A 23,426-nucleotide genomic window follows, 5' to 3' on the forward strand; every position below is an offset into this window, starting at 1 on the left:
TTTGTTCGTTACTCTTAGGGCGTGTTGAGACGCGGGTTTTGTGACACTTCAGGCGGATTTTGTCGCTTGGTGCGCCCGTAAGAAACCTTGCTCGATGAGGTTCCGGCTCCAGGTCTCGGAGAATGCGCGTTGCTCTCGGATCATCCTCGCGCAGATGATTTTGGTGTCTTCATCAATGGCATTCTGCTCAAATCCGGCGTAGTCATTTCGGAAGTAGTAGGGATGTGCCTCTTTGAGGCGGTCGCCTTCGATCTCAAGCTCGAAGCACATTTCGGGGTCACGCATCAGGTCGCCATTCTGCTCGCCGTAGTGACAGATGGAGAGGGCGGGGAGGCCGCGAGGCCCTAGCCCGATATTCTCGACAGTCAAAGCCATGTAAGGCTCATTGACAATCTTGACGGCGGTTCCGGTGCGATTGAGTAGCGCGGGTTCGAGCGTGGTTAGGTGCGTAAGAAAAAGCATTGTTGCCTCCGTTTTTTGCTTTTGCAGGTCGTGGAACACGGCATGTACCTACATGCCGAACGCCTACGTGGCGAACGGCGGGGCGGCAAAGCGCAAGGGGAGGGGAATCACCCATCCTTGCAGCGGAAGCGAAGCTGAAGCGGAAAGGACGAGCGTAGCGAAGGTCTGCACAAGCGAAGCGCGGAAGACTGCGGGATACCCCTTGCGCTGCGCCAGGGCAGAGCCCTCAGCAAGGTTTGGTTTCCTTATTCGCGTGCATAGCACGCCTATTGAAAGAGTGGGCGTTGCGGGCAGGAACGAGACCGTTACGAAACTCAACAGAGATTGGAAATTGAAGAAGTGATGCAGAGACTTTCGGTAACGAGAGCGCAAGTTTTGGGGCGAGATTCTGTTAGTCAGCCGCTAGCCGTGAGACCAAGCTGGCCGCGCCAAGAACTTTTGTGATGCGCTTGAGGTTATAGACCATCGTTGCGATGGCAATCTCACTTCGTGCTCCACTTAGCCCACGGACCAACAGGCGCGGATGCCCAAAAATCCGGTACTTGATCGTCGCGAATGGATGCTCCACCGTCTGGCGTCTGAGTCGCATGGACGCCGGAGTCATGCGTTGCTCCATACGATTCAAGGCGTCCTCATAGAGATGGCGTGCCAAACCTCGTCGCGGAGCAAGGGTACATTGGGATTTCAATGAACACGGTCCGCAGTCTGCACTTGATGCTTTGTACATCGTGTAACGGTCTTTAAAGTTTGTATGCTTCCGTAGCAAACGCTTTTGTCCGGGACAGACATAGCTGTCTGACGCCGCGTCGTATTTGAAGTCTGTTCGGCCATAGAGAGTTCCATCGCCTTGATTGTTCACCGTGCGCATGACAGGGACAAAGGGCGTGATGCCCGCCTCCTCGCATTGAGCAATCTGTTCTCCGTTGGAGTACCCAGCATCGGCGACGACTTGGAGCGTGTCCACTTCAAGCGCGGCCTTTGCAGCATCAGCCATGGGTTTCAAGCTTCGAATATCAGAGGCATCAACGATCACTGAGTGAGCGACGATCAGAGCATGCTCCGCATCCACTGCGGTTTGAACGTTATATGCGGGAAGCGCCATCTGCCGAACCAACATAAAATTGGCCTCAGGCTCGGGATGCTGTTTCAACTTCTCAAGGGCCTTCTGAACTGCAGAATCGTCGATCTCGGTCCGTTGTTCGTAATCTGCCTTTTGCATCTTGTCGAGATAACGCAGCAGTTCAACCCGCTCACGAGTGGCATCAACGCTCGCGACAGCTCTGAACTTGGAACCGTCAATCGCAATCCATTCGCCACGAATCAATCCGCACTGTCGCGCGAAGTGAACGAGCTGCGCTCCGGCCGCCGTGATCGCCTCCCGGTGAAGACGGCGAAACTCTGAAATGCTCTTGTGGTCTGGGTACAAGCGACCAATCAGCCACATCAGTTCTACGTTTCTGCGACATTCCGCTTCGAGCCGACGGGAAGAACGGACTTGATTGAGATATCCATACAGATACAACTTCAGGAAATCCCGTGGGTCGTACCCTGGGCGGCCAGTGTCCGCCGCCTCCGACCTCTCGAATCCGAGCTGGGACATGGCTAGCCGACCGACAAAAGCATCGATGACACGGCACATATGATCGGGCGGCACGAGGTCATCCAGCAAAACAGGAAAGAGCGTGCCCTGATGTCGTCCTTCTCCTTCTATATATGCCATCCGCGCGACCTCCTTACACGTGTTATTCCCAAGTCAAGCGATCCCGGAGCCAGTAGGCCACGTTCACCAATCCGATGAGCGCAGGGACTTCGATCAGTGGCCCCACCACGCCGACAAATGCTTCACCGGAATTCAGTCCGAACACTGCGACTGCCACCGCGATCGCGAGTTCGAAGTTGTTCCCTGCGGCAGTGAAGGAAAGCGTCGCGGACTGTGCGTAGTTTGCTCCAAGGCGGCGCCCCATCAGGAAGCTGACCAGGAACATCACCAAGAAATAGATCACCAACGGAATCGCAATCTTAATAACGTCGAAGGGCAGCCTAACAATCAGATCACCCTTGAGAGAAAACATGACCAGGATCGTGAAGAGCAACGCAGCGAGTGTAAACGGGCTGATCAGCGGAACAAAGCGAGTGGTGTACCATTCGTCCCCTTTGGCTCGAAGCAGTAAGTAACGAGCAACAAAACCGGCTGCGAAGGGCACGCCCAGATAAAGCCCGACGCTTTGGGCGATCTGCGCAATGCCGACATGCACGACGCTGCCTTGAAGACCAAACCATCGCGGTGCGATCGTCAGAAACACCCAAGCGTAGACACTATAGAAGAGCACCTGGAAGACGCTGTTGATGGCAACGAGACCAGCAACGTAGTCGGTGTCACCCTCAGCAAGTTCGTTCCATACCAGCACCATGGCAATACAGCGAGCGATACCGATGAGGATCAGCCCGCGCATATACGCGGGTTCGTTCCGAAGGAACAGTAAGGCAAGCACGAACATCAGAACCGGCCCAATCAGCCAGTTCTGCAGGAGCGACAAGCCCAGCACGCGACGATTCCGAAAGACCTCACCCAACTTGTCGTAACGCACCTTCGCCAGTGGAGGGAACATCATCACAATGAGTCCAATGGCGATGGGAACGTTCGTCATTCCGAATTGGAAGTGGTAGATGAAACCAGCGAAACCGGGAACGAAGTGCCCGATGCTGATTCCTACTGCCATTGCAAGGAAGATCCAGAGCGTCAGGTAACGATCTAGGAAAGACAGGCGCTTCCTTTGAACAGGTCTACAGCTGCGTCCTTGCGTTGGAGTCGGCGTCATGAGCGCACATCACAGCAGACTTCTGACACAGCCATTGGCAGCGGCGCACCTTCAAGGGAATATCGAGCTGGGGAATAACAAGCCTTGCTAAGACGGCTCCGATCGCTCTGCATGGCTTTATCGTTCTTCAACGAGTGGAGTGTCTGACGGAGAATATGAGCAGCGCCGATGTGCGGGGGAACCTCGATGCGATAGTGCATCCATTTGCCTTCACGCCGCGCCGAAACAATACCAGCGCTCCGCAGGTACGCGAGGTGGCGAGATATCTTCGGCTGAGGCGCGTCCAGAATCTCCACGAAGTAGCAAACGCAGACTTCCTGCTCTCCCATAAGGTTCAGAAGTCGAAGGCGCGTCCTGTCGCCTAAGGCTTGGAAGAAGCGCGGCAAATCAAACTGTGTGCGGGGCATGTATTACAGATATGTTTTGACGCATGCGTATGCAAGAGATACATTTGCCTAAACGATTATGTTTGAGGTGAAGAATGGCGGACATCCTGGAATCGGTTCGATCAAAATATGGCGCGGTCGCAGAGAGCACCCTTTCAACAAAGCATGAGGGAGTCTAGGCAGTTGCCGAAGCGTTCGGCTACTCGGCAGAAGAACTGACATCGATCCCGCCTGAGGCAAATATGGGCTTGTCTTGCGGCAATCCGACGGCAACTGCTCATCTCCGGAACGGTGAAGTCGTCGTGGATGTTGGTTCCGGTGGTGGGCTGGATGTCTTCCTTGCTGCAACGAAGGTTGGGCCGGAAGGTCGAGCCATCGGCATCGATATGACTCCGGCTATGATTGAGCGCGCACGGGCCAACGCTGTGTCAGGTGGTTTCACGAATGTTGAGTTCTATCTAGCGATGATCGACAACATCCCGCTGGCTGATGCCTCCGTTGATTGCGTGATTTCCAATTGCGTGCTGAATCTCGCTCCTGACAAGCCTGCGGTCTTTCGAGAAATTGCACGCATCTTGAAGCCGGGTGGCCGCCTCGCTGCTAGCGACATCGCTCTGAAGGGTGAACTACCCGAAGCGGTTGCGCGCAGCATGGCTGCCTACGTGGGGTGCATCGCAGGAGCGATCCGTATTGAGGACTACCGAAGAGGGTTGCTCGACGCTGGCTTTAGCCATGTCGAGATCGTCGACAGCGGCAGCGACCTTAACGCCTACGCCAAAGTTGAGAATCAATCTGGGTGTTGTTCGCCTGCCATGGATGAAACCACGTGTTGCTCGCCTGCGGCTTCAGACCCAACGTTGCACGCAGAACTGTCCGAACTCCTCAGCCAATACGACGTGAACACGGCTGCGGCAAGTGTGAAGGTCTATGCACTCAAGCCGGGTGGAAGTGTGGGCACGGCCACCGCGCCTTGCTGCCCACCGGGATGCTGCTGATCGCAACAGAGGAGAGATGATGATCAAGGTGATCTTTGCTTGTGTTCACAATGCAGGACGGTCGCAGATGGCAGCTGCGTTCTTCAATCAGCTCGTAGATTCACGCAAGGCAGTTGGACTATCGGCGGGAACTGAACCTGGCAAACACGTGCATCCTGAGGTGCAAGCAGTCATGTCGGAAGTCGGCATCGACCTCAGCACTGCACGACCTCAGAAGCTGACTGAGGAACTGGCGAAGGATGCGCAGCTTCTGATTACGATGGGCTGCGGGGACAAATGCCGCTATGTGCCTGGACTTCGTCGAGATGACTGGCCACTTCGCGATCCGAAGGGATTGCCCCTCCAAGAGGTTCGAAGAATCCGGGATGAAGTAAAGGCCAGAGTGGAAGACCTTGTGTCTTCGCGAGCTCTGGCCTAGCCCGCTTCAAGGAGTGCTTAGTTGCCCTGCATCTGCATCTGGTGCGTCTTGTAGTCTTCTTCCACGCTCATGCGGCGAATCACCGTTAGACCATCCGAACCTAGCAGGAAGGTTGTGCCTGTGTCGTTGTTCGTGACGTGGTGTTTGACGGCTTTGACGGTCGTTAGAAGCGCCGGTTCAGATGGGACTGAGATATCGACGACCTGGTAGTCACGAGGCACTGCGCGGACATAGTTGTATGGCTCATCAATGCCGAGATAACCCGATTCTCCGAGAGCCTGGCTCTGGCCGGGATTGATTAACGCGTTGACCATGCGGAGGGTCGGCATCTTGCTCTTGCGCAGGTCAAGCACTCCTACGGTCCCACCCTGGCGGAATCGTACGAGTTCAGCGCGACCGTCGAGCGGTCTGACGAAATCGAACGCGCCCCGGTCTTCGAGAGACTGTGTCGAGACCGCTTTGATACGCGCGGGATCGGTTACGTCGAACACTACCAGTCTCTTTCCATCGAGTTGTTCCACGTAGAGGAAGGTGCTTCCAGCATCATCGGAGTGAAGGAATAGCGAGTTGCCACCTGCCTGTGCTTGCTCGGGCAAGCGGTTGGGGCTCTCGACGACCAGCTCCTTGTTGTGCGACTGAATTTGAGCCTGTACTGGAAGTGCTGCCAGAGCAGCGAGCGCTGCTGCGATGCCGAAACGGGTAATGCTCTTTTCGATGAAGTTCATTGAAGGACCTCTCTTTCATCACTGACTGTGCGCCTTGTCGTCGGGGCCAGTCCAAGAAGAAAAAGTGATGCTCGATAAGGCTACTTAGCTTATCGTCCATAAGGTTTTGCGATTGGATTCGTGACTGATAAGGGCAGAAGCTGTTTCTAGCGGTAACGACTCCGCGAAAGGAGTACCACCATGAACCTCAAGACACTCGAGAACGATCTCAGCAAGAATCTACAGACCACCGCTCACACATTCGCGCAGGATGCGAAGGCGGAAGGGAAGCATATCGCCGATCCGTCTCAGTGCGGTTCTATTGTGCAGCGTCACTTCGATGGCATTGCATTCGGCTTGATGGGATTTATCGGAGTGTTTCTCGTCGCTGCGGTTGTTGCCATCGCTGTGTATACCGTTCGCTAGAGTGCATCGAACAAAAGGAGGCTGAACATGGTGCAAGCAGAATCTCAAAATGCAGTTTGCTTTCGACTCTTGAAAGCCATCTCTGAGGTAGATGAAGAGACGATTCGTGCTCTCTGTGAGAACGATGTCCAGTTGCAGGTGCCTGGCGCACGCGACGTTGATTTGACAGCCGAGCGCAGTGGCGTCGGAGCATTCATTTCCTGGGCATCCGATGTGCAGCGGCTGTGCGGAAAGACTACCTTCAATATCCATCGCTATTTCGAAAACGGATGTGAACTCATGGCTTCGGGCGCCATCCACATCCAGCGTCATCCCCGGACCTTCAGGTCGCCTTGCTCGATCCTGATCCGCTTTGAGGGCGGCAAGATTGGTTTCTTCCAGCTCCTTCTCGATACCTACGCTCTCGAGAAGTTTCGCGGGCAGATGGACTAGGGCGAGTCATAAGAAGGAATGATTGGCCGGTAGCGTTCACGGCAACGTAACATTGCAACTTCGCAGGTAGCGTCGAGGAGTCCGATGAACGAAGAAATCCAGGTAGCGCGACGGCGGCTTCTGAAGGCGATGCTCGCGACGGGTGCAACAACTGCGCTGGCAGGCTGCTCCTCGGGTTCGCTCTTCCGCCGGTTCACAGAGGCAGGTCTGCCCGACCACCTTGGCCAAGGGCCGGTAGATATGAGGCCGTGGGCGCGGTATCCCGAGAAGGCTGACCTGATCATGCTCGCGGATCGGCCCCCGTTGCTTGAAACGCCCATGCATTACTTCAAGACGGACCTGACGCCGAACGACGCCTACTTTGTCCGCTGGCATTACGCTGGGCTTCCCACGCATGTTGACCTGCGCACCTTCCGCCTCAATTTCATGGGAGCGGTCAAGACGCCGTTGCAGCTTTCGTTCCAGGATTTGCTTACCAAGTTTGAGCCCGTCAGTGCCACGGTCTTCAGCCAATGCGCTGGCAACTCTCGTAGCTTCTTTCGTCCCCAGGTTCCGGGCGCGGAGTGGACAAATGGTGCGATGGGCAATGCCCACTATAAGGGCGTTCTCCTGCGCGATGTGTTGAAGATGGCTGGAGTACAGGGCAACGCCGTCGAAGCAAGCTTCCGTGGGTTGGATGAGCCGCCATTGCAAAGCTCTCCCCATTTCGAGAAGCCGCTCACCATCGATCATGCACTGCAGGGCGACGCGATGATCGCATATGAGATGAACGGCGCGCCCATGCCGATGTTGAACGGATTTCCGATCCGATTGGTCGTCCCGGGCTGGTTTGCTACCTACTGGGTGAAGGCGCTTTCTCAGATCACTTTGCGTACGGAGCCGCTCGACAATTTCTGGGTGAAGACTGCTTATCGCATTCCGGTGACACCGGGCTTTACCGAAGACCCGAAGCATCCGACAGAGACGACAACTCCGCTAACGAACTATCCGACACGAGCGATCTTTGTCTCGCCGGAAGCGGGCGGCAAGCTTCATAAAGGCTCTCCGTGCATTGTCGAGGGAATCGCTGTGGACGACGGGGCAGGCATCCGTCGCGTGGAAGTGTCTACGGATGGTGGCAGGACATGGGGTGATGCCCAGCTTGACGCTGTCATCGACAAGTATTCCTGGAGACGCTGGAAGGCTCGGTGGACGCCAACAGAAACGGGCACGGCCACGCTGAAATGCAGAGCGACCAATGCAAATGGCGAGACACAGCCCGACTATGAGTGGAACCATGGCGGCTATCGCCGCCGTGTCGTCGAATCGCTTGCCGTGGAGGTGGTGTAATGCAGACCTTTCGCGTTCTCGGCATCCTCGGCATCTTTGCGCTGCTCATCCTCGGCTATGCCTTTTGGGGCCGTTCTGGTCGGGAGGCTTCGCTACCGCCCGCGCCTGCAGCAAAGGCTATCCCTGTCTCGCAGCTCACCGAGTTGCAACCCGTAAAGGACATCCAGTTGGAGTATCACCAGCCGGATATGCCGGCGGGCCCAGGCCGCGAACAGTTCGTAACCCAGTGCGTTATCTGCCATTCGCCACGCTACGTCTTGAACCAGCCGATCTTCCCGCGGAAGACATGGACGACTGAGGTCGCGAAGATGGTCAAGGCGTACGGTGCTCCCATTACGCCTGAGGAGCAGAAGCCGATCGTCGATTATCTGGTGGCCTGGCACGGCAAGGAAGACCCGCCCGCAGCTCCGACACAGAACACAAAATAGTTTGGCCAGCACCACGCAAGGACGGATGGCATGAAGGAATCAACCTACGGGGCGGACACACGCCTGAACAAGAGAACGCTTGCGCTGCCGCGCACGGAACACGATCTGATCCGCTGGCACGGACACGCAGCTCTGATCACAGTCGTGATCTCGGCGTTGTTCGGCATACTCGTTGCGACGAAGTTCAACTTTCCGAACTTCATGGGCGGTCACGCGTGGGAGACTTGGGGACGTCTTCGGTACAACCACACGCAGGGGATATTCTTCGGATGGCTGGGCAACGCCTTCATCGCGTTCCTCTATTACGTGGTACCTCGGTTGACGAGCAGGCCCGTAACCAGCCGCAAGCTGGGATGGACCATCTTTTGGGTCTGGAACTTCGTAGTAGTACTGCCAGGATGGGTACTGGTATGTCTCGGCTTCAGTCAGCCTTTGGAGTGGGCGGAATTCCCGCTCATCGTGGATGTCTTTGTCATCCTCTCCTTCTGCCTGTTGCTGTACCAGTTTGTGAAGCCATTCTTCCGGGTGCCTGCGGGAGAACTCTATGTCTCCGGCTGGTACATCATCGGTGGCCTCGTCTTCACAACATTCGCCTATACCATCGGCAACATCGTCCCAGAGCTTGTGCCCGGAGCGAAGGGAGCTGCCTTCAGCGGTCTCTGGATTCATGATGCTGTGGGTCTCTTCGTCACTCCGCTTGCCGTCGCGATGGCCTACTACGTCATCCCGGCCACAACCAGGCGCCCTATCTATAGCCACTTCATCTCGATGCTGGGCTTCTGGCTGCTGTTCTTTATCTATCCGCTGAATGGCACACACCACTACGTCTATTCCGCCATTCCAATGAGTGCTCAGCGAGGCGCGATCATCGCCTCTGCATACCTCGGTCTCGACGTGATCCTTGTCGTCACGAACCTGCTCCTCTCGCTGCGCGGTTCTGGTGACAAGGTTGGTGGCAATGTCGCGCTGCGTTTTACTTGGTTCGGCGTCGTCGCCTACCTCGTCGTCAGCCTGCAGGGTTCAATGCAGGCATTCATGCCCATCAACCGTTTCATCCATTTTTCTGACTGGGTAATCGGTCATTCGCATCTTGCGATGATCGGCTTTGCGAGCTTCACCGCGGCGGGTGCATTAGCCCACGTCTGGAGCAACACACCGGGCGTACGCTACAGCAGCCGTGCGATGAATTGGGCCTTCTGGCTGCTTACGATTGGCCTCGGCCTGATGGTTGTTGACCTGACTGCAGCAGGGCTGGTTGAGGGGCAGATGTGGGTAAGCCGCGCTCCATGGATCGACTCGGTTCGAGCCGCGTATCCCTATTGGTTTACGCGTATCCTATCGGGCTTCCCGATCATCGCAGGTTTCATCCTCTTTTGGGTTGGGCTTGTTACCGGTCCACGGAACCCCGCGGCGCAACCAGCGGCCGACTTGACGCGCACCGATGCGAAGCCCTTGCAGGATGAAAGCCATGAACCGAACGCAGTCGATCATGGTGTGCCGTCGATCCTTAGCCATGCCTTCGTTGTTGCGTTCGTTGCGGGCTTCGGCTTTTTTGCACTCTCCTTCGTTGTGCTAGCGATCATCCCCGGACGAAACCTGCAAGCGGAGATCGACCGCACCGCACCCAAGTCCATGCAGCGTCTCACCGCGTCGGAAGAACATGGCCGACAGCTTTATGGTCGTGAGGGATGCGCCTATTGCCACACGGAGCAGGTGCGCACCATTCTTTCCGACGTGCAGCGCTTCGGCGCGCCAACGGCGGCGTGGGAGACCCAATATGATTATCCGCAGCTCTGGGGAACCCGCCGAATCGGTCCCGATCTCGCGCGTGAAAACGGCATCCGCACCGAAGACTGGCAATACGCTCATCTCTACAATCCGCGCAGCACCGTGCCTGATTCCATCATGCCCGGCTACACATGGATGTTCCACGGCGATGCAGCGAAGCCCGGCTCGGACGCTTATGATCTCGTCGCCTACCTCCAATCGCTAGGCCGTGAGCGCAACAATGCAGGAGAGTCTGGCGATCAACAAGTAGACCACGGCATGGCGATGGAGATGAGCTCCAGCTATGGCTCCCAAGGTGTTCCCGACACCCACCCTCGCGTCACTGCCTTTGGCCTGGATGATGCTGCCCCGATCTTTGCGATGGCGCAGTCGCCCGATCCCAACCGTCTGGCCCATGGACATGATGTGTATGCCCATAACTGCTCTGGCTGCCACGGAGACAATGCGGACGGCAAAGGCCTCGCGGGTGCCGCGTTGCGTCCACGCGCCATCGACCTGCACATGGAGCACTTCTCGGAGGCACACCTCGCTACCGTATTGTGGGACGGTGTCTCTGGCTCTGCCATGCCGACCTGGAGACAGTTGGAAAAGAGTGATCTGGAAGACGTGACGACCTATGTCCGCTCGCTCGAAGCGAAAACAGCTTCACCAATGCTGTCTCCAGATCAACAGGCGGGAGCGGCAAAACTGTATGCCGCGAACTGCGTTAGTTGCCATGGCGCAACGGGACGTGGCGATGGTCCCGCAGCAGGAGCTCTGAAACCCTCTCCTGTGAACTTCCAAGTTCGCCAGCCGTCCACGGAACGTGCTCGGATCGTTCTGAATGATGGCATCTCTGGAAGCGCCATGCCAGCATGGAAGTCACGTCTGACGCAGCAGGAGATCGAGAGTCTCATCCCGTACATCCAGAGTATGTACGGCAAGCCAATGGAGATGGCCCATCCATGATCAACGCTATCGTTATCGTCGTGACACTCTTTGCTCTTGCCTTCGTGCTGGTGTGGATATTGAGACCATCTTTCCGGAAGTGGGTGGAAGCACCCAAATACACCATGCTTGAAAAGGAAGAGATGTATCGCAAACACGCTGAGGAGAATCAGCGAGGGTGAGCCGTATCCTCATTCTCGCCTTTTTGCTTCCTACGGGAGTCTTAGCCGCCCAGAGCTACCCAAATGACGGCGTGATGCAAAGCGCATGGTTCGCCTACATTGGCGATCACACCTTTGCCAGGAAGCCCAGTGAGGGCAAATGGGGGCTTCACCTTGAGGGCCAGCTTCGCAGATCACCGTTTGTCGCAAACAGCCAACAACTGCTCCTTCGTCCCGGCCTCTTTCGCAAGGTCGCAGAATCTCAGCGCATCACGGTGGGCTACACCTACGTTCGCAACTCACCTCCTGCGAACAGTGCAACGATTCTTGGCGTCGAGCCGCGACACACCGTCTACACGCAATACGACCGTGACGACAAGCTCGGTCGGATCAAGCTGAAGCAATCGGCACGTCTGGAGAACACGTTCGCAGGAAGCAGACGGGAGCACGTTGACATCCGCTACTCCTTTCGGCAACGTGTTCGCTACCGCTTGGAAGCGAAGGTTGAAGCCAGCGCGTCGAACGGGCCACTGCCAGACTTCTACAAGGCCTACGACGAGGTCGCGTTCCGCATTGCTCCAACGAATGAGCTCACCGTATTGAATCAGAATCGAACGTATGGCGGACTGGGCTGGCGCATCGCCGAAAAAACGAACCTGGAATTTGGCTATATGTTTCAGTACCGCCCGCTGAGCAATGGAATCGTAGCCGAACAAAATCACTCGATTCAGTTCACCATCAGTTCAGACAAGAGCCTGCGGGATTTATTTCGGTAGAGATGAACCCGGCAGGCTACTGTGTGTCGGCGACGATGTCTTTCAACTCCGCATCGGCTGCCTTCGGTCGTGTTCGCCTCATGGCGTAAATCGCTGTGACGAGCACAGCCACGAGACCTCCTAGCACGCCCATCTCGATCATCGCGGAGTGGAACATGGCCCCGTTCTGTGCGCCGGAATTGTTCGAGGTGAGCGCTTCTGCCTGCAACGTCAGCACTAAAAGACGCCGCACGATGGCAATGAGCCCCACAATCAGGAACGGCTCTACGACCAGCATGTGGGACTTGATCGAGATACGGACAGTATGGAGAATCTCGACCAGCATGAGGACAAAGAGCAATCGGTCGATGAGTTCGAAGACGGCCTTCGTTCCGGTCCAGTCTTTGATAGAAACCCACAGAAGATGCACGGCACCGGCGATGCCGACCGCAGCCGCCGCACAAAGCAGTACGCCCAGGATGACGTAGATTGCGACTTCGGCAACCGACAGATAGCCGCAGCACCAGACGCGCAAATTGTCTTCCGAAGGACGGGTTGGGGGCGTCCTCGTCATTTCGTGATCCTCTTTCGCGCTGTCTTCTCGGATGCCTTTCCGGTAGTGCGAGGCACAACGTCGTAGGCGTTTTGGAGCAGGAAGCGGTGGAAGGCTCCTGCGCTACCGACCGGCACTGGGCCGATGCGATAGGCCACGGAGAACACACGAGACAGTTTGACGCCTTTGACTCGTGCAAGCTTCAATGTACCCAGCGAAAGCTGGTTCCTCACGGCCCAGCGCGATACGAACGCCACGCCAAGTCCAGCTTCAACAGCACTCAGCAAGCCCTCGGTCGAGTCGAGGGTCAATGCGATATGAATGCTCTGTACGCGTATCCCAGCCTCTGTCAACGCATTCTCGACGACGCGTCGTGAACCGGAACCAAGTTCGCGTGTAATCAATGGCATCTCTCGTAGCATGGCAACATCGACCTCGCTGTCCGCCCACTCGTGGTCTGGCGGGACAACGAGCACCATGTGGTCTTCCATGAATGGCTCGCTCTTCACATCGCCGCGCGAACTTGGACCTTCAATCAAAGCAAGATCGATCTTATGATCCGCTAGCTCCTGTAACACCTCATCCGTGTTGCCGCTAGCTCCAGACAATGCGACGTTGCCGTGCGACTTCAGAAAACCTGCCAAGAGGTTCGGCAGAAGATATTGCCCGATGGTCTGAGAGGCTCCAACGCGAAGCTCGTCGCGGTGTTGCCCAGAGATCTCAGCAACTGTCTGCGCTGCTTCATCCGCAAGAGACTTCAGGCGTTCGGCGAAGCCAAGCAGTGCTGTACCTGCTTCGGTGAGTGTGACCTTTCCTTTGGTGCGATCGAAGACAGGTGTGCCGATCTCATCTTCAAGCGCCTTGATCTGCTGAGTCACCGCCGGTTGCGAGATGAAGAGCGCCTCCGATGCCTTTCGAAAGTTCAGGCTTTGCGCAACAGTCCGGAACACCTTAAGACGAAAGTTTTCCATCGCATGACGCTCCTTCGGCGTGTTGCACGAAGCATTGGAAGTTTTAGCAACGAACCTGTCTGATTCCTTCATAAGTCTATCGCCCGTCGCTTTCTAAATCCCGATGAGGTGGCTTCGTATTGCCAGCAGGGAGAGGGTTGCAACAACCACCCAAAGCACGACTCCTTGGACCATTGGGCGCACCCCGACCTGGCGGAAGGTCTCCCTGGAGAGCCCCGTGCCGATAAGAAACAGCGTTACTGTCAGGCCGATCTTGCCCAGATGGTTGAGCGGCATATACATGCTGGAGAATGATGGGAGGTACGTGCTGGCAACTGCCGCGAGCAGAAATAGAAGAATGAACCACGGGAACTGAACCTTCGCCTTGCTCTTCGTGAACATCGCCGTCGCAAACGACAGGGGGACGATCCAAAGCGCCCTCGCCAACTTAACCGTTGTTCCCACCGCAAGAGCCTGGGGACCATACTTCGCTGCTGCCCCCACAACAGAACTCGTATCGTGGATGGCCAGAGCGGCCCACAGGCCGAATTGATCCTGCGTGAAATGAAGCCACCAGCCGATCAGGGGGAACGCGAGCAACGCCACCGCATTGAGGGTGAACACGGTTCCGAGAGAGACGGCCATGTCTTCTTCGCTTGCATCTGTGATGGGAGCGAGTGCCGCAATGGCGCTCCCACCGCAGATCGCAGTCCCGCAGGTGATGAGGAAGGAAGCCTTGGGGGCGATCTTCATCCACTTGCCAAGCAACAAGCCCAGAGCAATGGCGAAGGTAATGCTGATGGCTGTGTACACAAAACCGGACCGGCCGGCGTGAATCACCTCATGCAGATTCATCCCAAAGCCAAGGCCAATGACCGAGGCCTGAAGCAGGAACTTCGCGAGCGAGTGGCTTTCAGCCCGATAGGGATGCGCCACGGAAAAGCCGAACACGATGCCCGCCAAAAGAGCCAGCGGCGGCGACACCAGGCCACTGGCAGCGATGATCACACCGACAAAGAAAATCTTCTTGGAATCCACGTTTTCTCTCCATATGAAGTGTGGCTCTGTGGAGAGGCGCAGTCCAAGATCAAGTTCTTCTGGTCAATAAGGTGAACTTATCGGTGAGAGATGGGGTCATGTGCCTCAAACATCTCCCAGGGGAAGGTGTTGGGCATTCCAGGCCATCATGCCACCTGCCATACTGCTGACATCGGTAAAGCCAGCCTGTTGCAACAAGCTTGCTGCGATGTTCGACCTGTAACCCGAGCCGCACGCGACGTAGAGTGGGAGACTGCTCTGCAGTTCTTGAAGGCGCTTGGTGAGATCGCCCAGCATGATGTGCTTCGCTCCTGCGATGTGGCCTGCTTTCCACTCCTGATCGCTCCGTACATCCACAACTTCCACGCTACTCGCACGATCGTGCATTTCCTGCGTCGAAAGCTGCCTCGTGCGAGCGATAGGAAGGCCGGATTCGATCCAGGTTGGAAAGCCCTTCGCAAGATATCCCTCAACACAATCGAGGCCAACCCTCAAGAGAGAAAGGCGAGCTTCTTCGATAGTTCCAGAGTCTCCGATCAGCAAAATCTGGGTCTCGGGGTCCAGCAACCAACCAGCCCAGAGTGACAAATTCTGTCCGGCTCCAATGTTGATGGCATTTGGTATATGCGCGCCACCGAACGCCTCAGGTCTACGAAGATCGAGCAGCGTGACATGACCATTCTTCATGTGGAGATTGAACTGGCCTGGTGACAACGGCTTCGGTGATGCAACTTCGTGAACGTCGACCGCTCCGGAAGAGTTGAGTGCCTTCATCCGTGGGTAGTAGGTTGGCAGTGGAGGAGCGCTTGCCAGAATCTCACGGACAAACTCATTTTCATCGAGTCTGAAGAGATGCTGCGTCCTTCGTTCCTCACCCAGAGTCGATTCCGTCTGATCGCTCATGCCAGAGCCACAGAGCGACCCCGCACCGTGACCTGGACAAACACGGACTTCGTCAGGCAGCATTGCGATCCGCTCATGCACACTCCGATATAGCTCCCTTGCGAGTCGCTGTGTTTCTCCACCCCCCAGAAGATCCGGTCTTCCTAGAGAACCGGCAAAGAGGAAGTCACCCGAAAAAAGTGCCGTCGGTTCGAACGTATCTGTGCCTTCACCAAGCAGAAGGAAGGAAAGATGCTCCGGGGTGTGCCCTGGAGTATGTATCGCTCTTACCTTGATCTTGCCAAGCGACAGTTCCTCACCATCGCGGAGCGTACGGTGCGGCATGGCATAGCGGTATAGCTCTCCCTCATCGTGTCCACTCAAGACAAGTTCCGCGCCCGTAGCTGTTGCCAACGCGGCGGCTCCTGATGCGAAGTCGGCGTGGATGTGGGTCTCGGTTACATACCTGATGGTTAGCCCTTGCTTTTCGGCGTACTCAAGGTAGCGGTTGTAGTCACGTATGGGGTCAATGACGATGGCTTCGCCTTCGGACGAGATCACGTAGGCGTATTGAGATAAGCCTGGGATTTCGAATTGCTTCACGTTCATCGTTTGCTCCTTGCAGCTACGGGCTTACCCAGCTCTTCAAAATCGCGGCGCTTCTTATCTGCCTCACTCTGACAAACCAAGGCGCAGAGCTTAAACACCATGGGATCGCTGATGCCATAGAGGATCGAGTTTCCGTCACGCCTGCGGCCAACCAAACCCGCGTCATACAGAACCTGCAGGTGCTTCGAGACATTCGATTGATTTCCGTCCAGCGCGGCAACCAATTCGCCGACAGAACGTTCTCCCACCTCAAGTTCTTGCAGGATTCGTAAACGGTAGGGCTCGCCCAGCATCCGGAAGCGGCGGGCAACCAGGTCCAGCATCTTCTCACTCATGCCATGCGTGGTCTTCATTTGACTATATTACCATACGGTCATATAGTCACCATTGAGGTTAGGCAGATGAGACTGATTGATGTTCGAGAATACCCAGAGTATGCAGCAGAACATATCGAAGGTTCAGAGCTCGTCCCCCTCGGAAAGCTGACAGTCACGTGCGAGGCATGGGACCGTTCGCAGCCCCTAAAACTCGTCTGCCGAAGTGGTAGGCGCGCGACGCAAGCAAAGCAGCTTCTCGGCGCGAAGGGATTTCTCTCCGTTGAAATTCTCGACGGAGGCATTGAAGCCTGGAAGCACTCGGGGCGCTCCATCTTGACCGCACAACACAAGCCCTGGGCCATGGAGCGGCAGGTGCGGGTCGTCGCGGGCTCCCTGGTATTGCTCTTCGTGCTGCTCGGCTCGCTCGTGTGGAAGTATTTCTTCGCAGCAGCCGGACTGGTAGGAGTGGGGTTGATCTTCGCTGGCGTCAGCAACACCTGCATGATGGCTTCGGTACTGGGGCGGATGCCCTGGAACCAGCCGAAGAAGATCACCGCATGACTCCCTTGGCAATGTTGGGAGGTCTGCTTATCGGTGTGGTGATCGGTGCCATCTCTGGTCTGATCGGCATTGGAGGCGGGGCGTTCCTGATTCCAGCTCTAACCTTTTTCTACGGGATGTCTCAAAAGCGGGCGCAAGGCACGTCAGTTGCTACTATTCTCTTGCCCATCGGCATCTTCGCGTTCTTGACCTATTACAAAGCTGGACATGTCGACGTAAAACTGGCGATGCTCATCGGCGTTGGCTTTGCTATTGGAGGTTGGTTCGGAGGAGCCTGGGCCCAGCACCTGCCTGACATCGTACTTCGAAGAGGCTTTGTTGTTCTTCTGGTATTGCTTGCCGCAAAACTGGCATTTGGCCAGTAAGGGATTCTCAGATCAGAAGCCAATATGAAAGGAACACGAACAATGCGAAGACACCGTGAACACCACAAGCAAGACAGAATTGGATGGCTACGTGCTGCCGTCCTTGGTGCAAATGACGGTGTAATCTCCGTTTCAAGCATTATGCTTGGAGTCACAAGTGCGCAGGCTTCGCGTGGCAGCATCCTTCTTTCTGGAGTTGCTGGCCTTACTGCTGGTGCCATGTCTATGGCGGCCGGAGAGTACGTTTCCGTTCATTCTCAAGCCGACACCGAAGCCGCGGAACTCGAACGCGAGCGATCAGAGCTTGCTGAAGACCCAATCGGTGAGCAGGCGGAGTTATCTCAAATCTACGTGCGGCGGGGCCTAAGCGCTGATTTGGCCACGCAGGTTGCGCAAGAGCTTATGCGCCACGATGCTCTCGCCGCTCATATGCGCGATGAGCTGGGGATAACCGATGAGAGCAACGCGCGGCCGGTACAAGCTGCACTCGCTTCGGCAGCGAGCTTCACTGTAGGTGCGGCACTTCCGCTCTGTCTCGCACTTCTTGCACCCGTCTTGCACGCCACACCCTTGATCGTGATCGGCTCACTACTCACCCTGGCCGTCCTAGGTGGACTAGCCGCATACGTTGGAGGAGCTTCCATTTGGAAGGGCGTAGTGCGAGTCACTTTCTGGGGAGCGTTCGCTATGGCAGTAACCGCCGGCATCGGCGCTTTGATAGGAAACAGAGGTATCTGACTACGCTCATAACAAAAAAATCAGTGTCAGGCGAATACCATGGGATAGAACTCGCACGATCCCACGATGATCCTCTCGACCTGACCTTCACTCGGGCCGTCTGTAGGACTGAGTGCGACGAATCGATGAGGTGAGGAATCCGAAGGCTAGGAGGCGGCCATGCATCTTGCCACGGCTTCATGGATTTCTCTTGGAATCGGTGCCTATCGGCGGCCCGTGACCGCTCGTTCGTACTTCCGTTGCTCTTGATCGTCTGCATCGCGACGCTGACCTCTCGAACTATAGAACCCCGGTCAATCTACGATGCACGCCTCTCCGACGGGCAAATCGCTGAACGTCGGCGGTTGCGAGAACTTCCCGCGCATTAGGCCAAGCACAGTCGGAAATCGCCAAAGATTCAATGGGGCTGCAAACACCTCTGTTTAGCGCTTTCTGAGTTTCGTAACAGACTCGAACAGGCCCGCTGGGATGGGGAGTCTCCAAGACAGGAGGCCGGGGTTTTGTTGCCGGGACGAGCTTCCGAAGGTGCGATCCCGCTGAACCTGCCGTTTGCAAGTAAGTTACGGCCCCGAGGGAGATGAATATCGCGCACGTGGCTCTGCGATACTTAGCTATGAACGCAGTTGAAATTGAGGCGGCGGTAACGGATCTCGCAGCGGAGCAGTTCAATGCTCTGGAGTTTCCATTCCAGTTTCTAGCCGCTTTCGATAAAAAAGAGACCACGCTCAAGCGCCTGCGTAAGGGTGACTCCAACAAAAGTGACGTAGTTGGCGGCGTACTACTGCAGCGATCCTTACAGCGCGCGCTCTATGAGCCGGAAAGACAAGGCCGCCGTCTCACCCAGGGAAGCATGGGTCCACTTTTCGGAGGCACTTTGGAAGACGGGGACATTCCAAGTGGAACGATCTACGTGCTGCGAAGCCTCTCGACCAAACCGCAGATTGCGGCGATGCGCGATGTGCTCTTCAAAATTGGGGTGACAGGAGGCCGTGTCGAGGACAGAATCGGCAACGCCGAACGAGACCCAACCTACTTGCTCGCCCCAGTGGAGATTGTTGCCACTTGGAAACTCGCCAACATCAAGCAATTCAAGTTTGAACAAACAATCCACCGCATCTTGGCGTCGGCCCAGCTTCAGCTTCACGTACCTGACCGGTTTGGCATACCGGTAGAGCCAAGAGAGTGGTTCGTGGTTCCGCTACCCGTTATCAACGAGATCATGGAGCGCATCCAGGATGAATCGATAACCGAGTTTGTGTACGACCCTTCGGCTGGCGGGTTGCGTCGGCTGACCTCAGCCCACGCTTAGAGCGGTGACGCTATCCGCGCGGCCTATTGTGAAAGGCTTTGAAACGGTCGTATAGGTCTCTTGCAGGCAGCGATGGAACGGCATCGTCCTCGGTCTTGAAGAGGTTGTAATACTTCAGAAACCGTGTTCTGTCCTTTTGGAATTTCCAATTCCAGTCAACATCAAATACGAAAGCGTCAGGATCTCGTGGAGTTCTTCCTGGAGCCGAAGGCGCATACTGTGCTGTGCGCTTCAGTACAGCCGCAAATGTGTTGCGGTTTAGCGTCTTCACTAGGATTCGAAGATTGTCAGCTATTTCAGTGAGACTGGCGGCGTCGAGCTTCAGAGGTTTGTCTAAAGCCACACGGTGCAAATCGAGACCCAGCTTCTCAGCATTGTAGGTGCCTAATCGGCCAAATCGGTGCGTGCAGCAATGTCGCAGTTGGCAAACCCTCTCAAAGGTGTCTAAGGGTGCCTTCAGCTCACTCACGGGAAGGTCAACTCCGATCAGATCCTTAAATGTTTTTTTGATCTGATCTCCGCTAGCGAGAGACGTTCGTTCAAGGAGGGCCTCAGGAAGCAGATCATGGCTATAGGACAACGCAGCTCCGAAGGAAACCTGCCTTTCTTTTGCACTCCATTTGGCATACGCGTCGATGTTGATCAGTCCGCGGACGACTGCGCGAATATAACTTTCGACGGCAGACACATAGCCAAGGAGAATCAGCGTTCCCATTAGAGGATCGAATGGCTGTGCGCCAGGAAGGTACAGCAAATTGAGACGGTTTGCATTCCCCAAAAAGAGATCGAGAGGCGATTTAGTAGGAGCGGCATTCGTCGTGTCGAACAGCTCGTGTGTCTCCAACTTTCGAGCAGGCGGCGAGACGCTGCAGATATCAGAGAAGTCCCCAGCAATACTTGTAGTGCGGCGTCCGCTCATGACAAGAACTCGTCTACGAAAATGGTTACTGCATCGATGACTTTTGCTGCTCGTTTTTGCCCGACTCGTTTAATCTTTCGGAGTTCGGTGCCGGGGTCCTGGTGCGCAAGAAGATCACCAATTGTCTTGATCTGTGACAGATCCTCTTCGATTCGTTCCCGCAGCCACGAGGTGAGTCCAGGCACTTGCGTTAGGGACAGTGACATGCAACGGGCAAAAGTAGAAACATCTGAAAGCTCGTTTCCGCACTGATGGCAGAAGCGCTGCCCCTCCGAAAGACGTGGGGTATGACATTTAGCGCATGGGGGAAGGTCGAGCCTGAGAGCATCTAGCTCACTCTTGTCGATTAGGCTGGTCAGACTTCGCCGCAATGGATGTTTTGTTGAGCGTCTCTTTAAGGCTTCAACGACCTGACGAGGGGACGTGCCGCGCTCCTTGCCAGAAAACGCACGGACCTGCAGGAGCGCAGCCAAATGAGGGGTGTAGCGATCATAGGTGCGATCTGGTCCCCCATGAGAAACCTTGGGATGTTCGAAGAGCAAACCTGCCTCCATGAGGAGATGAAGCATGCGCCCTATAAGCGGATAAGGTTCGGCCCCCGAAATGCCGATTAGAAGCTGCTTTTCGTTTCTGTTTTCCAGAACGTCATTCTGATCTTTCAACGCCCTCACTGTGGTCCTAAAAACTTCTTCTCCCTTTCGGATTAGAGTGGCGAAGCGCGGTGCCTTCAGAGCCAAGGACCTATACTCCTCAACTCGCGCAGTCGCATGTTCCTCGACGATCCGATTCAAACTTTGTTGGGAGCGTTCCGACGAAAGCCGGTATTGATGCAACATCATCAGATAAGCGCGAGGAATGCCGAACGAAGCAAACTTGAGGTATTCAGAAGCATCGGGTGGAATCTTGTCGAATTCCGGATACCGCTGCCTCGCAATTGCCCCCATCACTTCTGAGTATTCAGGATCATCAATTGAAAGCCATACCGATAAGATCTGAGCCTCTTGCGTTGCATGGAAACGGGGGCCATACTCGGTTGTTCCTGGGTACACCGAGGCTTTGGGTGCGATGGTAGGACTCTTGATGGACCTGATGATGTCGAACAGCTCTTGCAGGTACTCGGGGGTGAGCGTCAGCGCTGCGTCATCGAGCAGGAGAACCGATCGCTTCCGACCGGAAGCGTGAGCAGCCGAATCGATCAGAACCTTTAATCGTTCTATTGATAGGCTGTTGAACACTTCCTCTTCCTGGTCATCCAAACCCAAGCCGCGCTCTAGCTTGTCTACAAGAGATTGGTACCGAGGGGCGGGAAACTCCAACAGGTTGAGAGACTGCTGCTGGAAAAGGGAAGGGAAGGTGATGGACGAAAGCGTTTCATTAACACCTAGCACAATGCGTGCGAGTACCCATGCGTGGAAAAGATCTATGGCGTTTGACCGAGCCTTTGTGAGCGGCTCAAGACGGTAATAGCGGTTGAAACTCACGTACACACAGAACGGTAAGTCTTTGGAATCCTGACAGACGACCGATGTGTATCGCATCATGTGCGTTTTGCCGCAGCCACGAGGCCCGACAATCAACGTGGTACCTTTCGCCATCAAGGCATGATGAACACGGTTGAGCAAGTCGGCAGTGGCCGTACCGTCGATGAGCTGCGCGGCGGGTATATAGTCTGCGCGCTGCTCAACTACCTCGAATTGGTCCTGGTCAATTTCGACCTGCGAGCCTTTTAGATCACGATGTGCAGTTTGCTTAGGCAATCCATCTCCTCACAGCGAATCGAGTGGCATAGAAAGAAGATCAGCTTTGGACAGGTGTCGTGCCGCTGATCCGTGCGCCGCCGAACCCAACAAGGCGCGACCATGATCTGAGGACAGGTAGCGCATCACTCGAGTGCGGTGCTGACGAGGAACCTCGAGGCGGTACACACAATCTGACAGAACAGCGTATCCGCTTGTCACTAGACAGAGCTGACGCTCAAGGTGACGTCCGATCCGAGCAAGCAGAATGTCACCTGGTCTGGCAACTGTGCTCTTTGGGAACTCTGAGATCAAGCTGAGGTTCCCAGAAAGGTGTACCTTTCGATGTTTGTCTTGAGCAGCAAAGTCTGCCAAATGAAAGGTTGGTACCTGTAGCGCTTTTATCTCCGCCGAACTAAAGGTGCCGCGACTCACGGCCTCAGTCACATCAGCCAGCTTTATACCCGAAGAGTAGGCATCAGCCCGACGAACGGCATGATAGTCGAAGTCTAGGCGGGCTTCGGCTTCATCGAAGTTTATGTGTACGGAGCGGCTAAGCCCCTTTCCTTTCACAAGTTCGATTAGCTCAATCGTTCGCGTGCTTGGAGTCTGTTTTGCCAAGAGTAGGATGTGGCCACGAGCTTCGGTTCCCCTGAAGGACCCAATCGGTAGCTGGATTACAGATTTGACGGAATGCTCTCGAATCAATGCTCGCCGAAGAGGAGCGTATTTTTGAGCTGAGATTAACGCATCGGGCACAATGATGCCTGCTTGCCCACCGGGACTCAGCAGCCGTAGGTTCTGAGCGATAAACATCAACTCTGCCGGTATGTCAGAGGAGGCAGGCAGCACTCTCAGCCCAACTTCATCCAAAAGTGCATCGAAATGCTTCCTCCAGCGCAGTCTTGCGTAAGGAGGATTACAAACGGCGACGTCTGCACTGCCCTGCCGGACCCCTATACGTGAACTGACATCAAGGCATAGAGCGTCAGCATGGACATGAGCAAAGCGTCCCAGTTCAGCCTTTGTGAAATGGTGAGGGTGTTTCGTTGCGATCCGAGCGTCAATATCGACGCTCACGAGATTCGCATGCCGCCAGCGCCGTAAGGCTGCCGAACTAAGGACGCCGCTTCCTGACCCCAAGTCGATAACGAGCTTCGGGTTGGTCTTGATTCTCGAGACCAGGATCTCTCCGACGTATGGCGCCGTGAAGAACTGACCGAGATGGTTCGTCGATGTTGTCGGTAGCAAGGACATTTCCGTTCCAGGTCGGTTCGTCAAAACACCTAGTTTATTTCAAAATTGAGAGCGACAGGCGACGTATCAACGGGTATACCTCAACGATACGTAACAGCCTCTATCGAAATCCCGTATCGAAAAGGTTGAATTCTCCTTTATGATACGGCTAATGGTGCGGGT

25 protein-coding genes and 2 pseudogenes are annotated in these 23,426 nt (G+C 55.6%); 14 read left to right on the plus strand and 13 right to left on the minus strand.

Annotated elements, in window-relative coordinates:
- Window positions 1-48 precede the first annotated feature (48 nt).
- The 4 genes from BLW03_RS19765 to BLW03_RS19780 all read right to left on the minus strand — a co-directional run bounded on the left by BLW03_RS19765 (window position 49) and on the right by BLW03_RS19780 (window position 3,688).
- Entirely contained in the window at window positions 49-501 is a 453-nt protein-coding gene (locus BLW03_RS19765) for a DUF6908 domain-containing protein (RefSeq protein ID WP_244502222.1), read from the minus strand.
- Window positions 502-853: 352 nt separating this feature from the next.
- A complete protein-coding gene (locus BLW03_RS19770) occupies window positions 854-2,182 on the minus strand; it encodes a transposase (RefSeq protein WP_074656195.1) in 1,329 nt (442 codons plus the stop codon).
- Between the two features lie 22 nt (window positions 2,183-2,204).
- Window positions 2,205-3,281 carry an ACR3 family arsenite efflux transporter gene (arsB, locus tag BLW03_RS19775; RefSeq protein WP_074656196.1) on the minus strand — a complete coding sequence of 359 codons (1,077 nt, stop codon included), beginning with the start codon at window positions 3,279-3,281 and terminating at the stop codon, window positions 2,205-2,207.
- Window positions 3,278-3,688, minus strand: a complete 411-nt coding sequence (locus tag BLW03_RS19780) for an ArsR/SmtB family transcription factor (RefSeq protein WP_074656197.1) — start codon at window positions 3,686-3,688, stop codon at window positions 3,278-3,280. The genes arsB and BLW03_RS19780 overlap by 4 nt, the downstream gene beginning before the upstream one ends.
- A 179-nt stretch (window positions 3,689-3,867) precedes the next feature.
- Here BLW03_RS19780 and arsM point away from each other — a divergent pair.
- Both arsM and BLW03_RS19790 read left to right on the plus strand, forming a co-directional pair.
- Window positions 3,868-4,662, plus strand: a pseudogene (arsM, locus tag BLW03_RS19785) (arsenite methyltransferase); the annotation flags it as partial.
- 16 nt (window positions 4,663-4,678) lie between these two features.
- Entirely contained in the window at window positions 4,679-5,080 is a 402-nt protein-coding gene (locus tag BLW03_RS19790) for an arsenate-mycothiol transferase ArsC (protein WP_244502225.1), read from the plus strand.
- A gap of 17 nt (window positions 5,081-5,097) precedes the next feature.
- On the opposite strand, the gene BLW03_RS19795 is transcribed toward BLW03_RS19790, so the two are convergent.
- Window positions 5,098-5,805: an LVIVD repeat-containing protein gene (locus BLW03_RS19795; RefSeq protein ID WP_074656198.1), complete on the minus strand. Its 708-nt coding sequence runs from the start codon at window positions 5,803-5,805 to the stop codon at window positions 5,098-5,100.
- Between the two features lie 180 nt (window positions 5,806-5,985).
- Between BLW03_RS19795 and BLW03_RS19800 the strand changes: the two genes are divergently transcribed.
- From BLW03_RS19800 to BLW03_RS19830, 7 genes are all read left to right on the plus strand, one after another.
- The gene (locus BLW03_RS19800) at window positions 5,986-6,210 is read left to right on the plus strand and encodes a hypothetical protein (RefSeq protein ID WP_074656199.1); all 225 of its coding nucleotides are present in this window, start codon (window positions 5,986-5,988) and stop codon (window positions 6,208-6,210) included.
- Between the two features lie 27 nt (window positions 6,211-6,237).
- Window positions 6,238-6,642 (plus strand): nuclear transport factor 2 family protein, encoded by a 405-nt coding sequence (locus BLW03_RS19805; RefSeq protein WP_074656200.1) that lies wholly within the window; start codon window positions 6,238-6,240, stop codon window positions 6,640-6,642.
- Window positions 6,643-6,726: 84 nt separating this feature from the next.
- Window positions 6,727-7,971 (plus strand): molybdopterin-dependent oxidoreductase, encoded by a 1,245-nt coding sequence (locus BLW03_RS19810; protein WP_074656201.1) that lies wholly within the window; start codon window positions 6,727-6,729, stop codon window positions 7,969-7,971.
- A complete protein-coding gene (locus BLW03_RS19815; RefSeq protein ID WP_139285297.1) occupies window positions 7,971-8,399 on the plus strand; it encodes a hypothetical protein in 429 nt (142 codons plus the stop codon). Before BLW03_RS19810 ends, BLW03_RS19815 begins: the two co-directional genes overlap by 1 nt.
- A 30-nt stretch (window positions 8,400-8,429) precedes the next feature.
- Window positions 8,430-11,135, plus strand: coding sequence for a cbb3-type cytochrome c oxidase subunit I (locus tag BLW03_RS20745; protein ID WP_083350771.1), 2,706 nt, complete (start codon window positions 8,430-8,432; stop codon window positions 11,133-11,135).
- Entirely contained in the window at window positions 11,132-11,296 is a 165-nt protein-coding gene (locus BLW03_RS20750; RefSeq protein WP_170835115.1) for a hypothetical protein, read from the plus strand. Before BLW03_RS20745 ends, BLW03_RS20750 begins: the two co-directional genes overlap by 4 nt.
- Window positions 11,293-12,051: a DUF2490 domain-containing protein gene (locus BLW03_RS19830; protein WP_074656202.1), complete on the plus strand. Its 759-nt coding sequence runs from the start codon at window positions 11,293-11,295 to the stop codon at window positions 12,049-12,051. Before BLW03_RS20750 ends, BLW03_RS19830 begins: the two co-directional genes overlap by 4 nt.
- A 16-nt stretch (window positions 12,052-12,067) precedes the next feature.
- On the opposite strand, the gene BLW03_RS19835 is transcribed toward BLW03_RS19830, so the two are convergent.
- The 5 genes from BLW03_RS19835 to BLW03_RS19855 form a co-directional block, all read right to left on the minus strand.
- On the minus strand, window positions 12,068-12,604 hold the full coding sequence (locus BLW03_RS19835; protein WP_074656203.1) for a phosphate-starvation-inducible PsiE family protein: 537 nt from the start codon (window positions 12,602-12,604) through the stop codon (window positions 12,068-12,070).
- Window positions 12,601-13,554 (minus strand): LysR family transcriptional regulator, encoded by a 954-nt coding sequence (locus BLW03_RS19840; protein WP_074656245.1) that lies wholly within the window; start codon window positions 13,552-13,554, stop codon window positions 12,601-12,603. The genes BLW03_RS19835 and BLW03_RS19840 overlap by 4 nt, the downstream gene beginning before the upstream one ends.
- 93 nt (window positions 13,555-13,647) lie before the next feature.
- A complete protein-coding gene (locus BLW03_RS19845) occupies window positions 13,648-14,571 on the minus strand; it encodes a YeiH family protein (RefSeq protein ID WP_139285298.1) in 924 nt (307 codons plus the stop codon).
- Window positions 14,572-14,676: 105 nt separating this feature from the next.
- Entirely contained in the window at window positions 14,677-16,062 is a 1,386-nt protein-coding gene (locus BLW03_RS19850; RefSeq protein ID WP_074656205.1) for an MBL fold metallo-hydrolase, read from the minus strand.
- The gene (locus tag BLW03_RS19855) at window positions 16,059-16,397 is read right to left on the minus strand and encodes an ArsR/SmtB family transcription factor (protein WP_139285299.1); all 339 of its coding nucleotides are present in this window, start codon (window positions 16,395-16,397) and stop codon (window positions 16,059-16,061) included. The genes BLW03_RS19850 and BLW03_RS19855 overlap by 4 nt, the downstream gene beginning before the upstream one ends.
- Before the next feature lie 66 nt (window positions 16,398-16,463).
- Between BLW03_RS19855 and BLW03_RS21090 the strand changes: the two are divergent.
- The 5 genes and pseudogenes from BLW03_RS21090 to BLW03_RS19875 form a co-directional block, all read left to right on the plus strand.
- Window positions 16,464-16,685, plus strand: a pseudogene (locus BLW03_RS21090) (rhodanese-like domain-containing protein); the annotation flags it as partial.
- A gap of 27 nt (window positions 16,686-16,712) precedes the next feature.
- The gene (locus BLW03_RS21095; RefSeq protein WP_244502228.1) at window positions 16,713-16,940 is read left to right on the plus strand and encodes a YgaP family membrane protein; all 228 of its coding nucleotides are present in this window, start codon (window positions 16,713-16,715) and stop codon (window positions 16,938-16,940) included.
- Complete coding sequence (locus BLW03_RS19865) at window positions 16,937-17,305, plus strand: sulfite exporter TauE/SafE family protein (RefSeq protein ID WP_074656208.1); 369 nt, start codon at window positions 16,937-16,939, stop codon at window positions 17,303-17,305. The genes BLW03_RS21095 and BLW03_RS19865 overlap by 4 nt, the downstream gene beginning before the upstream one ends.
- A 42-nt stretch (window positions 17,306-17,347) precedes the next feature.
- Entirely contained in the window at window positions 17,348-18,043 is a 696-nt protein-coding gene (locus tag BLW03_RS19870) for a VIT1/CCC1 transporter family protein (protein ID WP_212733257.1), read from the plus strand.
- A 613-nt stretch (window positions 18,044-18,656) separates the two neighbouring features.
- Window positions 18,657-19,352, plus strand: a complete 696-nt coding sequence (locus BLW03_RS19875; RefSeq protein WP_212733258.1) for a GIY-YIG nuclease family protein — start codon at window positions 18,657-18,659, stop codon at window positions 19,350-19,352.
- Window positions 19,353-19,362: 10 nt separating this feature from the next.
- Here the strand turns inward: BLW03_RS19875 and BLW03_RS19880 are convergent, their stop codons facing one another.
- From BLW03_RS19880 to BLW03_RS19890, 3 genes are read right to left on the minus strand one after another with little or no spacing between them, the layout of a single operon-like run.
- Window positions 19,363-20,271, minus strand: coding sequence for a hypothetical protein (locus BLW03_RS19880; protein WP_074656211.1), 909 nt, complete (start codon window positions 20,269-20,271; stop codon window positions 19,363-19,365).
- Window positions 20,268-22,028, minus strand: a complete 1,761-nt coding sequence (locus tag BLW03_RS19885; protein WP_074656212.1) for an ORC-CDC6 family AAA ATPase — start codon at window positions 22,026-22,028, stop codon at window positions 20,268-20,270. Before BLW03_RS19885 ends, BLW03_RS19880 begins: the two co-directional genes overlap by 4 nt.
- Before the next feature lie 9 nt (window positions 22,029-22,037).
- The gene (locus BLW03_RS19890) at window positions 22,038-23,264 is read right to left on the minus strand and encodes an N-6 DNA methylase (protein ID WP_074656213.1); all 1,227 of its coding nucleotides are present in this window, start codon (window positions 23,262-23,264) and stop codon (window positions 22,038-22,040) included.
- Between the last annotated feature and the right edge of the window lie 162 nt (window positions 23,265-23,426).

It is taken from the genome of Terriglobus roseus (assembly GCF_900105625.1).
GTDB classification, from domain to species: domain Bacteria; phylum Acidobacteriota; class Terriglobia; order Terriglobales; family Acidobacteriaceae; genus Terriglobus; species Terriglobus roseus_B.